The 13,283-nt window shown below is 64.1% G+C and carries 10 protein-coding genes and 1 pseudogene; 3 read left to right on the top strand and 8 right to left on the bottom strand.

The window, feature by feature from the left end; genetic code table 11:
* Nucleotides 1-80: 80 nt before the first annotated feature.
* The 8 genes from esaR to def all read right to left on the bottom strand — a co-directional run bounded on the left by esaR (nucleotide 81) and on the right by def (nucleotide 8,587).
* Complete coding sequence (esaR, locus tag NCR93_RS00570; protein ID WP_175979704.1) at nucleotides 81-794, bottom strand: response regulator transcription factor EsaR; 714 nt, start codon at nucleotides 792-794, stop codon at nucleotides 81-83.
* Nucleotides 795-3,221: a sensor histidine kinase gene (locus NCR93_RS00565; protein WP_284502244.1), complete on the bottom strand. Its 2,427-nt coding sequence runs from the start codon at nucleotides 3,219-3,221 to the stop codon at nucleotides 795-797.
* A 22-nt stretch (nucleotides 3,222-3,243) separates the two neighbouring features.
* Nucleotides 3,244-3,840, bottom strand: coding sequence for a DUF4390 domain-containing protein (locus NCR93_RS00560; protein ID WP_008352184.1), 597 nt, complete (start codon nucleotides 3,838-3,840; stop codon nucleotides 3,244-3,246).
* The gene (rsmB, locus tag NCR93_RS00555) at nucleotides 3,837-5,255 is read right to left on the bottom strand and encodes a 16S rRNA (cytosine(967)-C(5))-methyltransferase RsmB (RefSeq protein ID WP_250532124.1); all 1,419 of its coding nucleotides are present in this window, start codon (nucleotides 5,253-5,255) and stop codon (nucleotides 3,837-3,839) included. Before rsmB ends, NCR93_RS00560 begins: the two co-directional genes overlap by 4 nt.
* A 153-nt stretch (nucleotides 5,256-5,408) precedes the next feature.
* Nucleotides 5,409-6,263 carry a zinc metalloprotease HtpX gene (htpX, locus tag NCR93_RS00550; RefSeq protein ID WP_008352188.1) on the bottom strand — a complete coding sequence of 285 codons (855 nt, stop codon included), beginning with the start codon at nucleotides 6,261-6,263 and terminating at the stop codon, nucleotides 5,409-5,411.
* Nucleotides 6,264-6,395: 132 nt separating this feature from the next.
* Nucleotides 6,396-7,040, bottom strand: a complete 645-nt coding sequence (locus NCR93_RS00545) for a LysE family translocator (RefSeq protein ID WP_250532123.1) — start codon at nucleotides 7,038-7,040, stop codon at nucleotides 6,396-6,398.
* Between the two features lie 71 nt (nucleotides 7,041-7,111).
* Nucleotides 7,112-8,080, bottom strand: a complete 969-nt coding sequence (fmt, locus tag NCR93_RS00540; protein ID WP_250532122.1) for a methionyl-tRNA formyltransferase — start codon at nucleotides 8,078-8,080, stop codon at nucleotides 7,112-7,114.
* Nucleotides 8,081-8,083: 3 nt separating this feature from the next.
* Complete coding sequence (gene def, locus NCR93_RS00535; RefSeq protein WP_008352192.1) at nucleotides 8,084-8,587, bottom strand: peptide deformylase; 504 nt, start codon at nucleotides 8,585-8,587, stop codon at nucleotides 8,084-8,086.
* Between the two features lie 201 nt (nucleotides 8,588-8,788).
* Here def and dprA point away from each other — a divergent pair.
* From dprA to NCR93_RS00520, 3 genes and pseudogenes are all read left to right on the top strand, one after another.
* Nucleotides 8,789-9,999: pseudogene (gene dprA / locus NCR93_RS00530) on the top strand (DNA-processing protein DprA).
* Nucleotides 10,000-10,073: 74 nt separating this feature from the next.
* Complete coding sequence (locus tag NCR93_RS00525; RefSeq protein ID WP_175979698.1) at nucleotides 10,074-10,451, top strand: thioredoxin family protein; 378 nt, start codon at nucleotides 10,074-10,076, stop codon at nucleotides 10,449-10,451.
* Nucleotides 10,452-10,622: 171 nt separating this feature from the next.
* Complete coding sequence (locus tag NCR93_RS00520) at nucleotides 10,623-13,268, top strand: DNA topoisomerase III (RefSeq protein WP_034470315.1); 2,646 nt, start codon at nucleotides 10,623-10,625, stop codon at nucleotides 13,266-13,268.
* Nucleotides 13,269-13,283 lie beyond the last annotated feature (15 nt).

Genomic DNA, 13,283 nt, shown 5'->3' with positions numbered 1-13,283 from the left:
GAAGAGGTGAAACTATAGCAGAGACTATCCCGCGCCTCAAGCCCCTTTGCGCATTTTTCTGAAAATGTCCGGGGCCGCGCTCACACCTCGTTCTTGTTCTTCCCAAGATCGACGCCGAGCTGCTTCAACTTGCGATACAGGTGCGTGCGCTCCAGCCCCGTCTTTTCGGCGACGCGCGTCATGCTGCCGTTCTCGCGCGCAAGGTGATATTCGAAGTACGCGCGTTCGAACGCATCGCGGGCGTCGCGCAACGGAATATCGAACGAGATCGACGCCGTCTGCCCGGGCTGATTCGGCGCCGCGCCGCTCGCCGCCGCATCGTTCGATGCATTCAGCGCCGATGCCGTCGGCAGCGCAGCCGCGACCGGCACGCCCGATGCGTTCACGCTCGACGGAGGCTTCGCCGCCGTCGCCGCGGGCGCCGCCGCAGTGCCGTGCGCGAGTCCCTGCTCGACGGCCTTCAGCAGTTTCTGCAGCGCGATCGGCTTTTCGAGGAAGTTGAGCGCGCCGATCTTCGTCGCCTCGACGGCCGTGTCGATAGTCGCATGCCCCGACATCATGATGACCGGCATCGTGAGCTTGCCCTGCGCGGCCCATTCCTTGAGGAGCGTTACGCCGTCGGTATCGGGCATCCAGATGTCGAGCAAAACGAGATCGGGCGTTTGCTGTAGACGGTAGTCGCGCGCGTGCTGCGCGTTTTCCGCCACTTCCACAACATGGCCTTCGTCGCTCAGGATCTCGGAGAGCAGTTCCCGGATCCCCATTTCATCGTCTACCACCAGGATGGTTGCCATTTACGCTGCCCTTGTCTGCACTGTTGCTTTTGTCGTTCCATGATTCGCCGGCGCACCGGAGCCAGGCGTCGCGCCGGGCGCCGCGGTATCGTCCGCGAGTTGTAGAAACAGAATCGATATCTGCGCGCCTTCGATCACATCCGCGCTCTTCGAGCGGTTGCGTATGTCGATGCGCGCGCCGTGCTCGTCGACGATCTTCTTCACGGTCGCAAGTCCCAGGCCCGTGCCTTTCGCTTTCGTCGTCACGTAAGGCTCGAAAGCACGCGAAAGAATACGCGCCGGAAAGCCCGAGCCGTTGTCCGACACAGTCAGGCGAACCGCGACGCGCGCATGACCCGATGCATCGGGCTCGCCATATTCTACTGTCCTCGTTTCGAGCAGCACGCGCGGCTCCGCGACTTCGGCCACCGCATCCTGCGCGTTCTGCAACAAGTTGTGGATGACCTGGCGGATCTGCGTCGCATCGCCGCGTATCACCGGCAGCTTCGCGAGATCGACTTTGATCGGCGTCTTGCCGTCCTCGATGCCGTACAACGTCAGCACTTCCGCGACGAGATCGTTCAGTTGCAGATTGCCGAGCACCGCGGGCGGCGTGCGCGCGTATTCGCGGAAGTCGTCGACCATCTGCTTCATCGCCTGCACCTGATTGACGATGGTCGTCGATGCGCGCTTCAGCACGTCCGCATCCGGCGGCGCGAGCTTGTCGGCGAGCTTCATCTGCAGACGTTCGGCTGAAAGCTGAATAGGCGTGAGCGGATTCTTGATCTCGTGCGCGAGACGCCGCGCGACTTCGCCCCACGCGACGGAACGCTGCGCGGAGATGACATCCGATATGTCGTCGAACACGACGACGTAGCCCGTGGTTTCCGCGTCGTCGGTGTCGCTCTCGGTCACGCTCAACAACTGCGTGCCGCGCACGAGCAACGTGAGCGGATCGCTCTCGCCCGGCACCGTCACCGCGACCTGCTGCTGCCAGTGACCGCGATCGCCGACAGGATGATCGCTGCCGACCGCCGCCGCGTCGCGCTCGGCGAACGCCTTTTTGACCATCGCGCCGAACTCGGCGAGCACCTCGATCTGATCGAGCGGCTGATTGAGCAACGCGGCGAACGGTTGGCGGAAGATGCGCTCCGCGCCGCGATTCGCGGTGGAGAGACGGAACTGCCGGTCGAACACGAACACGCCCGCGGTGAGGTTCGCGAGAATGCTCTCCAGATACGCCTTCGAATGCTCCAGTGCGATGCGATTGTTCTCGACCGCCGCGCGCGCCTCGGAAAGCTGGCGCGTCATCGCGTTGAAGGACTGCGTGAGAAAGCCGAGTTCGTCGCGTGAATTGATCTCGCGTTTGGGCGTGTAGTCGCCTTCGGCCACTTCCTTCGTGCCCTGCGCCAGCAGGAACAACGGCCGCGCGAGCTGATTGCCGAGCGCGAGCGCGAGCATCATCGCGATGAAGGTCGCGAGAAAAAGCGCGAGCGTCAGCGTGCCGATATACATCTTGCGCAAGCCGGTGCGCCCGAGCCGCTTCTCCTGATATTCGCGATACGCGCGCTGCACGGCGTCGGCGTTGCGCGCGAGCTCCTGGCTCACGGGCTGCTCGATCTGCAGGAAACGGTCGACGTGCTGAAATTCGGTGGTCGTCGTCGGATCGGGAATCTTCGTGAGCACGCGCAATCGCAATGCGCCCTTCGGCCCGTTCGATTTCGGATCGCCGTCGATCTCGCCTTCGATCGCGCCGTACGGATGATCCTGCGCCTCCCGCAGCATCGTGCCGGTCGGCTCGTTGGCCGGCAGGAGCGCGTAGTAATTGCCCGATGCCTGCGCGACCGTGCGCAATCCGGGCACGCGTTGCGAACTGTTGTTCGCCGCGAGATCCTCGCGGTTGTACTGATCGCGCGGCCGCTCGAACACGACGGCGTCCTGCACGCCGTACTGATCGCGCAGCCGCAAAAGCGACAGCGTGAGACTCGATGGATCGGCGCTCGCGAGCTGATCGCTCATCTGCCGGCCGCGGTTCTTGAAATCGGCGAGCGATGTCTGGAGCATGCCGCGCCCGAGCGTCAGACCGGAGGTGAGCGCGGTTTCGACATTCACGTCGAACCACGACTCGATGCTGCGCGACACGAACTGATACGAAACCACATAGATGATCGCGCCCGGCACCACGCCGACGAGCGCGAAGATGAACGCGAGCTTGGCGAGCAGGCGCGTGCCGAAGCGCCCTTGCCTCACCCTCGACACGATGATGATGAACAGGCTGATGACGATCAGCATGAAGACCATCGCCACCGCGACATTCGCCGCGTAGAGCCAGCCGTAGTAGCGGTCGAAGAACTCGGTGTTCGCGCTCGCGAGCGCGAGCATCACGAGCAGCAGGACTGCCGTGAGCGCCACCGTGGAGACCAGCAAGCGGACGACGAAACTCTTCATGTCCGTGCGGCCGCGTCGAAATCTATTTCGCACGTTCTGCCGCCGTAAAAGTAAAACGCTTCCAGTCCGAGGAAAGGTTCCAGTCGCGATTGTTCACCGCGTCGATCTGGAACGGCTTGGGCATCAATGCGATGTCGAGCTGCATACGCACCGATGCGGTATAGGTTTCGCCGCCATGCACCTGATTACGGTCGATGACATGCCACGAAGTCACATGCTTGATGACCGCGAGCGCTTCGTTCAACGATGCGAAGCGCAACTGCAGGCCGCCCGTCGACACGCGATATTCGTTCGTGAGCGGTTGAAATGACAGACGGATGCTCTGCGACACGTTGACCGGCTCTTCATCGAACCAGTACCAGCGCGGTCTCGACAGGTTGAAGTCGATCGTGAAATAGAGCGGCACGCTGCGGTTCACGGCATCTTCGAGGCTGTTGTTCAGGTCGAAGTCGAAATGCGCGTCCAAGCTCCAGCCGGCATTGTCCGCTTGCAGCGACGCGCGCTGCACGGCGATCGTCTCGGCGAACGCGGAATCGGCCGCGGCGAACGTCAGCCAGAGCGTCAGCGCAGTCCAGATGACGGCCGCGAGCCGAAGCGGAAAAAAGCGTTTGATCGTCACCGTTTCTGAAAGCGCGCGTAGAAGAATCCGTCGTGGTCCGCGAGAGTCTCCGCGTCCCGATGCGGGCTCGCGAGATTTGTACTGTCCGGTGAACCTTGCGCCGCGACCGCGCTTGCGCGCGCCGCTGTCGGCAACAATTGGCCCGGCGCGTCCAATCGTACCGCATCTTCATGTGCGGTTCCAAACCAGCGGGCCTGCTCTTCGCCCTCCTCGGGAAAGATGGAGCACGTCACGTAGAGCAACTCGCCGCCCTTCGCGACGAGCGGCCACAGCGCGCTCACGATGCGCCTTTGCTCGGCGACGAGCGCATCGATATCCGATGCGCGCCGCAGCCAGCGGATATCCGGATGACGCCGCACGATGCCCGACGCCGAGCACGGCACGTCCGCGAGAATGCGGTCGAAGGGCGCGCCGTCGAACCATTGCGCGGGATCGCCCGCGTCGCCGATCTTGATTTGCGCGTCGAGTTTCAGACGCTGCAAGTTTTGTCCGATGCGGCCAGAACGCTCGGCGTCGCTTTCGAGCGCGATCAGATCGACGGTCGCGAGTTCGAGAATGTGGCCCGTCTTGCCGCCCGGCGCGGCGCAGGCATCGAGCACGCGCATGCCGTCCTTCACGCCGAGCAGTTGCGCGGCGAGCTGCGCGCCGGCGTCCTGCACCGACACGACGCCTTCGTCGAACCCGGGAATGCGATCGACGGGCATCGGCGTTCTCAGGCGCACCGCGTGCAGGCCGGCGGCGTCGGCTTCGATACGCGCGTCGCGGAGGCGCGCGAGATAGTCGTCGACGCTCGCGTGCCGCGCGTTCACGCGAAGCGTGAGTGGACCTTGCGCGTTGCCCGCTTCGAGGATGCGCTCCCAGGCATCCGGCTGGCCGCGCTTCACCGCGTCGATCCACCATTGCGGATAGTTCCAGCGCGCGACTTCGCTTGTGCGCGTTTCGTCGATCAGCGTGTCGCGCTCACGCAGAAAATTGCGCAGCACCGCGTTCACCAGGCCCTTCGCAAACGCGAATTCGCGGCGCGCGGCGATCGCGCTCACCGCCTGATCGACCACGGTGAAGGGCGAGTAAGCGGCATGCGCTTCGTCGTCGGTCAGCAGCGCGAACGCGCAGACGAGCACGTTCGCCACATGCGGCGGCGGCACCTTCTTCACGAGCCTGTGCAGCAGCGCATCGGCGAGCGCGAGACGGCGCATGGTCCGATACGCGATGTCCTGCACCGCCCCGCGCGCGCTCGCGTGCTTCGCCGACGCGACGACCGTCTGCAACGCCGCCGGCAGCGCCGAGCCCGCGCGCACCGCGCCGACGGCCTGCGCCGCGCTGTCGAGCGCGAACGCGAGCGAATCGGGCGCGAGACGCAACGCGCTCAGACGGAAATGCGCGGCGGCGGGCCGGCGGGAAGGCTTGTCGGTCATGGCGAAACGGGGACGGTCAACGGCGACGCGCAGAGTTCGCGCGAACGGGGAATTGTAACGTGCGGGAATTGCGCGCCCGGACGGCGGCGGCCGAACAAGAAAAAGGCCGCTCCGGCGTAACCGGAACGGCCTTGCTTTACGACGTTGCAGGTTTTAGAAGCGGCCGGTGCGCGCCATTTCCATCAGGCGGGCGACGCGCTCTTCGGTCGCCGGGTGCGTCGAGAACAGATTCGCGATGCCGCCGCCCGACAGCGGATTCATGATCATCATCTGCGCAGTCGCCGGATGCTGCTCGGCGGTCGGGAACGGCACGCCGGTCGCGTATGCGTGAATCTTCTCGAGCGCACTCGCGAGCGCTTGCGGATCGCCCGAAATTTCCGCGCCGCCGCGATCGGCTTCGAATTCGCGCGCGCGGGAAATCGCCATCTGGATCAGCGCACCCGCGATCGGGGCGAGAATCGCCACCAGAATGCTCGCGATGGGATTCGCCGGACGACCTTCGTCGTCGCGACCGCCGAAGAACATCGCAAAGTTCGCGAGCGCCGAGATCGCGCCGGCCATCGTCGCGGAGATGGTCGAGATGAGGATGTCGCGGTGCTTCACGTGCGCCAGTTCGTGCGCCATCACGCCGCGCATTTCACGCTCGGACAGCACGCGCAAAATGCCCGTGGTCGCCGCGACCGCCGCGTGCTCGGGATTGCGGCCCGTGGCGAACGCGTTCGGCGCGTCTTCGTTGATCAGATAGACGCGCGGCATCGGCAATTGAGCGCGCGTCGCGAGCTCGCGCACCATGCGATAAAACTGCGGCGCGGTGGTTTCGTCGACTTCCTGCGCGTTGTACATGCGCAGGACCATCTTGTCCGAGAACCAGTACGAAAAGAAATTCATGCCGAGCGCGACGATCAGCGCGAGCATCATGCCCTTCGATCCGCCGATCATTCCGCCGATCACGACAAAGAGGGCCGTGATCGCAGCCATCAGCATCGCGGTTTTGACCCAGTTGAACATGTCCGGAGCTCCTCTCCCTGTATGCAGTGCGCGAAGTGCGCGGTTGCCCCGGCCAACATGACCGGGACGACAATTGTAAGCAAAATGTTAGATAGTGGCAGCCGGCAATAATTCAATCCGAGATTGCGCGATTTATCGATGCGTCGTCGCGAGTTTGATACCGAGTCCGACGAACGCGCTGCCGACCCCGCGATCCAGCCACTTCTTCACGCCCGATTTGCCCGCGAAGCGCTCGGTGACGCTGCCCGCGATCCACGCGACGAAGCTGTTCCAGACCGTGCTCATCGCGATGAACACGACCCCGAGCGCGAGAAACGCGAGCGTCTTGTGCTGGCTGTCGGCGGCGACGAACTGCGGAAAGAACGACACGAAGAACAACACGACCTTCGGATTCAGCACGTTCGTGACGAAGCCTTGCGCGAAAAGCTGGCCGAGCGATTTCGGCGTGGCTGTTTCGTTTTGCGTCTCGCGCGCGGTTTCGGTGTCGTCGTGCTTCGCGAAAACGAGGCGCACGCCGAGATAAATCAGATAAATCGCGCCGGCAATCTTGATGACCGTGAACGCCGTCGCCGATGCAGCGAGAATCGCCGTCAACCCGAAGGCGCACGCGAGCGTATGGACGATGCAGCCAGCGGAAATCCCGAGCGCCGAAACGATGCCCGCGCCGCGTCCTTGAGCGACGCTGCGTCCGACGATGTAAGCCGTATCGGGGCCGGGCGTGACGTTGAGAAGAAAGACGGCGACGAGAAAGAAGGTGAAACCGGTAATGCCGAGCATCGAAAAACTCCAGACAGACAGGCGCGCGTTGACAACGATTTATTTTAGCGCTGCGTCTGTCCTGCCGTCCTTCACTGCAGCGTGAAACGCTGGCCCTTCGCGAGCGGCGCGCCCGCGAGAAATTCCCGCGCGGGCAAGCGCTTGCCGCCCGGTTTCTGAAGTTGCGTGAGTTTGAGCGCGCCGCTGCCGCACATAACGACGATACCGTCCGGGGAAACATCGGCGATGGCGCCCGGTTCGCCCGCACCGTCGACCGGTTGCGCCGCCCAGATCTTGATCGGCGCACCGTCGAGCGTGCCGAACGCGCCGGGAAACGGATCGAACGCGCGAATCTGGCGCGCGAGCTCTTCCGCCGGACGACGCCAGTCGAGCGCGGCTTCGTTCTTCGCGATCTTTTCCGCGTAGGTCGTGCCTTCGTCCGGCTGCGGCGTGGACGGCAATGCGCCATCGCGTTCGAGATCGCGCAGCGCGGCGACGATCAAATCCGCGCCCATCTGCGCGAGCCGGTCGTGCAGCGTGGCGGTCGTGTCGTCGGCGAGAATCGGCGTGCGCGCCTCACGGATCATCGCGCCGGTGTCGAGGCCGGCGTCCATCTGCATCAGCGTGATGCCGGTTTCTGCGTCGCCCGCTTCGATCGCGCGATGGATCGGCGCCGCGCCACGCCAGCGCGGCAACAGCGAAGCGTGAATGTTGATCGCGCCGCGCGGCGGAATATCGAGCACCTCCTGCGGCAGGATGAGCCCGTATGCGGCGACGACCATCACGTCGTGCGGCGTGGCCTTCAGCAAATCGATGGCTTCCGCCGCTTCCTGCGGATACTTGCCCGCGCGACGCAGCGACGTTGGCTGCGCGACCTTCAGACCATGCTCGACGGCGAAGCGCTTGACCGCACTGGCGGTCAGCTTCATGCCGCGTCCGGCGGGCCGGTCGGGCTGCGTCAAAACCAGCGGCACGGAAAAACCGGCTGCGTGAATGGCCGCGAGCGCGGCGGCAGCGAATTCCGGCGTACCGGCGAAAACCACGCGCAGCGATTGAGTCATCGGTTACAGCGCCTTTTCCAGCTTTTTCATCTTGCCGCGAATGCGCGTCTGCTTAAGCGTCGACAGATATTCCACGAAAACGTGGCCAGCCAGATGATCCATCTCGTGCTGGATGCACACCGCGAGCAAGCCGTCGCAATCGAGCTCGAAGGTTTCGCCCTTCTCGTTCAGCGCCTTCACGCGCACCTTGTCAGGGCGCTCGACGAAGTCGTAAATGCCCGGCACCGAAAGACAGCCCTCTTCCCATTCCTTCTTCTGCTCGCTCGTCCAGACGAGCTCAGGGTTGATGAAGACCATCAGCTGGTCGTGCGCGTCCGAGACGTCGATCACGATCACGCGCTCGTGCACATCCACCTGCGTCGCGGCGAGGCCGACGCCGGGCGCGGCGTACATCGTCTCGGCCATGTCGGCGACGAGCTTGCGGATGCGGTCGTCGACCACGGCGACAGGTTTCGCCACCTTGTTCAGACGCTTGTCCGGGTAGTTGAGTATCTTGAGCAGAGCCATGATTCGGATTGTCTACGCGCGCCGCGACGCGTGTAAATCGGCCATTCGGCCAGGTTGCGGGTAATGGGGCGGCATGCCGAAGATATGCGGGTGAATCCAGTGGATTCAACGCCGCCGGCAAGCGGCCGATGGGCGTCGCTGCGGGCTTTCAAACGTGCCTGAGCGACCTTTCTTTATCTATTCCGGATCAAAAATCTTAACATGACGACCGCCGACCTGCCGACCGAGGAAGCCGCCTCCACACTCGATGCCGACGAACTGCGCGCCTGGCTGCGGCTCGCGCACGCCAAAGAGCTGCGCCCGCTCGCGCTGCGCACGTTGCTCGGTACTTTCGGCGGTCCGCGCGAGGTTTTGTCGGAGAGTTTTGCGACGCTCGCGGAAACCACCGACGCCCGCACAGCCGAAACCGTGCTCGCGCCACCCGCGGACATCGAAGGCGTTTCGTTCGACCACTATATTGAAGCGGCTTTGGCGTGGGCATCCGAACCGGGCAACCACGTCCTGACGCTCGCCGACGCCGCCTATCCGCAAGCGCTGCTGACGATGCCCGATCCGCCGCCGTTGCTCTATGCGAAGGGCCGGCTCGATCTGCTGCAGGCGCGCGCGGTGGCCATCGTCGGCAGCCGGCATGCGACGCCGCAAGGTCTGGAGGACGCGCGCCGCTTCGCCCGCGTGCTGTCGGATGCGGGACTTGCGGTCGTGTCGGGGCTCGCGCTCGGCATCGATGCGTCCGCGCATCGCGGAGCGCTGGAGGGTGCGACCGGCACGGTGTCGGTCATCGGCACGGGCGCCGATCTCGTGTATCCCGCCGCGCATCACACGCTCGCGCACGAAATCGCCCGCGACGGCGCGATGCTCTCCGAATGGCCGATCGGCACGCCCGCGCGCTCCGCCAACTTCCCACAGCGCAACCGGCTGATCGCGGGATTGTCGGGCGGCGTGCTGATCGTCGAAGCCGCGATGCGCTCCGGCTCGCTCATCACCGCGCGGCTCGCCAACGAAATGGGGCGCGATGTTTTTGCGATGCCTGGCTCCGTCCACGCGCCGCTTTCGCAGGGTTGTCATCGGCTGATAAAGGAGGGCGCGAAGCTCGTCGAAACGCCGGAAGAAGTGCTCGAAGAGTTCGGTTTCTCGTCGGCGCAGGCAAGCGCGGCGGGGTGGCGGCAAAGCGCGGGAGGCTGCGGCCGGTGAGCGCATCGTGGGCATCGGCGGCGTTGCACGACACGCCGATGAACGCCGATGCCGCGCGCGTGCTCGGCGCGCTCGGCCATGCGCCCGCGACGCTTGAAATCCTCGCGACGCGCACCGATCTGGACGGGGCGGCGTTGCAAGGCGCGCTGCTGCAGCTCGAATTGTCGGGCCAGGTGGCCGCGCTCGCGGGCGGTCGCTACGCGGCGGTGCAGCGCTCGTGATTCCTCGTCGTGCTACATTCGCGGAAAAATGAGCCGTCCCCGCAGCCGATACCAATAAGGATCTCGCACCCGTCATGTCCGCGCTGAATCTCGATACCGACGCCGATCTCATCGCGGAACGCATCGCCGTGCCCGGCACGCTGTTCGTCGCCTGCCTGTGCGCGGAATGGTGCGGAACGTGCCGCGAGTATCGCGAAGGGTTCGACAAGCTGGCGGACGCGCATCCGGACGTCTGCTTCGCGTGGATCGACATCGAGAATCACGCCGACCGTTTCGACGATCTCGACGTGGAAAATTTTCCTACCATCCTGATCGAGGACTCGGTCACGACGCGATTCTTCGGCACGGTTCTGCCGCAGGCTTCCATCGTCGACCGGATGCTCACCGATCTGACCGCGCTGCCGGGCATGGTCGGTGCGCCGAAACTGCGCCCGGCGCTTGCTACGGCCTGATTGCGACGCCCGCGAAACGCACCTTTCGCGTCTCTCGCAACGCGCTTCGCGGGCCGGATATCGAAACGCCCGGATTCGCGGTTCGGCGCCCGCCGCGCAAAGCGTGTGCTATAAAGCGGTCGTTAAAGCAGTCCAAACCGGGCCGCTGCCAGTTACCAACCCTTTTGAGTCATGTCCAAAGCCCTGATCATCGCTGAGAAGCCTTCCGTCGCGAACGACATCGCGCGTGCGCTGGGCGGCTTCACCAAGCATGACGAGTACTACGAGAGCGACGACTACGTGCTCTCGTCCGCGGTCGGCCATCTGCTCGAGATCGCGGCGCCCGAGGAGTACGACGTCAAGCGCGGCAAATGGAGCTTCGCCAATCTGCCGGTCATTCCGCCGCATTTCGACCTGAATCCCATCGCGAAAAGCGAGTCGCGCCTCAAGGTGCTGACGAAGCTGATGAAGCGAAAAGATATCGACCGCCTCATCAACGCATGCGACGCGGGGCGCGAGGGCGAGCTGATTTTCCGTCTGATCGCGCAGCATGCGAAGGCGAAGCAGCCGGTCCAGCGCCTGTGGCTGCAGTCGATGACGCCCGCCGCGATCCGCGAAGGCTTCGCGAACCTGCGCAGCGACGCCGACATGCAGCCGCTCGCCGACGCCGCACGGTGCCGCTCGGAAGCGGACTGGCTCGTCGGCATCAACGGCACGCGCGCGATGACCGCGTTCAACAGCAAGGGCGGCGGTTTCTTCCTGACGACCGTCGGCCGCGTTCAGACGCCAACGTTGTCGATCGTCGTCGAACGCGAAGAGAAGATTCGGCGATTCGTGCCGCGCGATTACTGGGAAGTGCGCGCCGAGTTCATCGCCGCGAAGGGCCTGTACGAAGGCCGCTGGTTCGATCCGAAGTTCAAGCGCGTCGAAAACGATCCGGAGCAGCGCGATTCGCGCCTGTGGAGCCTGCCGGCGGCGGAATCCATCGTCGCGGCCTGCCGCGGCAAGACCGGCACCGTGACCGAGGAATCGAAGCCGTCGACGCAAATGTCGCCGCTGCTGTTCGATCTGACCAGCTTGCAGCGCGAAGCCAACAGCCGCTTCGGCTTTTCGGCGAAGAACACGCTCGGCCTCGCGCAAGCGCTGTACGAAAAGCACAAGGTTCTCACCTATCCGCGTACCGACGCGCGCGCGCTGCCCGAGGACTACCTGAACACGGTCAAAGACACGATGACCATGCTCAAGGAGAGCAACAACTATCTGCCGTTCGCGAAGCAGGTGCTCGACAAGGGCTGGGTGAAGCCGAACAAGCGCATCTTCGACAATTCGAAGATCAGCGACCACTTCGCCATCATCCCGACGCTGCAGGCGCCCAAAGCGCTGTCCGAGCCCGAGCAGAAGCTGTATGACCTCGTCGTCAAGCGCTTCCTGTCGGTGTTTTTCCCGGCGGCCGAATATCTCGTGACGACGCGCATCACCGAAGTTTCCGGGCATCACTTCAAGACGGAAGGCAAGGTGCTGGTCGAACCCGGCTGGCTGCAGGTCTACGGCCGCGAAGCCGCGGGCGAGGAAGGCAATCTCGTGCCGGTGCAGAAGGACGAAAAGGTCGATGTCGAAAAGGTCGAGGCGCACGGTCTCGTGACCAAGCCGCCCGCGCGCTACAACGAGGCGTCGCTGCTTTCGGCAATGGAAGGCGCGGGCAAGCTCGTCGAAGACGAGGAACTGCGCGACGCGATGGCCGCGAAAGGTCTCGGCACGCCGGCGACGCGCGCGGCGATCATCGAAGGTCTGCTCGGCGAGAAGTACATGGTGCGCGAAGGCCGCGAGCTGATCCCGACGGCCAAGGCATTCCAGTTGATGACCTTGCTGCGCGGTCTCGGCGTCGAGGAGCTCACCGCGCCCGAATTGACGGGCCAGTGGGAGCACAAGCTTTCGCAGATGGAGCGCGGCAACCTGCATCGCGATGCGTTCATGCAGGAAATCGCGCGCATGACGCAAACCATCGTCAAACGCGCGAAAGAGTACGACTCCGACACGATCCCCGGCGATTACGCGACGCTCGAAACGCCCTGCCCGAATTGCGGCGCGCAGGTGAAGGAGAACTATCGCCGGTTCGCCTGCACGAAGTGCGAGTTTTCGATTTCGAAGATTCCGGGCGGACGTCAGTTCGAGATTCCTGAAGTCGAGGAATTGCTGCGCGAGAAGACCATCGGGCCGCTGTCGGGCTTTCGCAGCAAGATGGGCCGTCCGTTCTCGGCGATCCTCAAGCTCGCGTTGGACGACGAAATCAAGAACTACAAGCTCGAATTCGACTTCGGTCAGGATTCCGGCGGCGAGGACGGCGAACCGCCCGATTTCTCCGAGCAGACGCCGGTCGGCGCATGTCCGAAATGCCAGTCGCGCGTGTTCGAACACGGCATGAGCTATGTGTGCGAAAACTCGGTGTCGAATCCGAAGACTTGCGACTTCCGCTCCGGCAAGGTGATCCTTCAGCAGGAAATCACCCGCGAACAGATGGAAAAGCTGCTGGGCGCGGGCCGCACCGATCTGCTGACGAACTTCAAGTCGTCGCGCACCGGACGCAACTTCAAGGCATTCCTCGTGAAGCAGCCGGATGGCAAGATCGGCTTCGAATTCGAGAAGAAAGAGGCCAAACCGGGCGCGAAGACGGCGGCGAAGCGCGGCGCGACAGCGGAAGCTCAAGCCGACAGCGGCGACGACAACGGCGACAGCGATGTCGCAGTCGCCGCCAAGACCACGTCCGCGAAGACTGCAGCCAAGAAAGCGCCCGCGAAGAAGGCGGCAGCGAAGAAAGCTCCGGCGAAGAAGACGAGCTGATCGTTCTCGGAGTCC

Origin of the sequence: Caballeronia sp. ATUFL_F1_KS39 (assembly GCF_023630985.1) — a bacterium.
GTDB lineage: Bacteria > Pseudomonadota > Gammaproteobacteria > Burkholderiales > Burkholderiaceae > Caballeronia > Caballeronia zhejiangensis.
Note: the sequence above shows the minus strand (reverse complement) of the source record. Positions and strands in the feature narration are given on the sequence as shown.

What these genes read in the sequence shown, in the direction of transcription:
- htpX (WP_008352188.1), bottom strand. Translation starts at nt 6,263, where the DNA reads ATGTTCAACTGGGTCAAAACCGCGATGCTGATGGCTGCGATCACGGCC.
- def (WP_008352192.1), bottom strand. Translation starts at nt 8,587, where the DNA reads ATGGCTCTGCTCAAGATACTCAACTACCCGGACAAGCGTCTGAACAAG.
- NCR93_RS00545 (WP_250532123.1), bottom strand. Translation starts at nt 7,040, where the DNA reads ATGCTCGGCATTACCGGTTTCACCTTCTTTCTCGTCGCCGTCTTTCTT.
- NCR93_RS00565 (WP_284502244.1), bottom strand. Translation starts at nt 3,221, where the DNA reads ATGAAGAGTTTCGTCGTCCGCTTGCTGGTCTCCACGGTGGCGCTCACG.
- rsmB (WP_250532124.1), bottom strand. Translation starts at nt 5,255, where the DNA reads ATGACCGACAAGCCTTCCCGCCGGCCCGCCGCCGCGCATTTCCGTCTG.
- NCR93_RS00520 (WP_034470315.1), top strand. Translation starts at nt 10,623, where the DNA reads ATGTCCAAAGCCCTGATCATCGCTGAGAAGCCTTCCGTCGCGAACGAC.
- esaR (WP_175979704.1), bottom strand. Translation starts at nt 794, where the DNA reads ATGGCAACCATCCTGGTGGTAGACGATGAAATGGGGATCCGGGAACTG.
- fmt (WP_250532122.1), bottom strand. Translation starts at nt 8,080, where the DNA reads ATGACTCAATCGCTGCGCGTGGTTTTCGCCGGTACGCCGGAATTCGCT.
- NCR93_RS00525 (WP_175979698.1), top strand. Translation starts at nt 10,074, where the DNA reads ATGTCCGCGCTGAATCTCGATACCGACGCCGATCTCATCGCGGAACGC.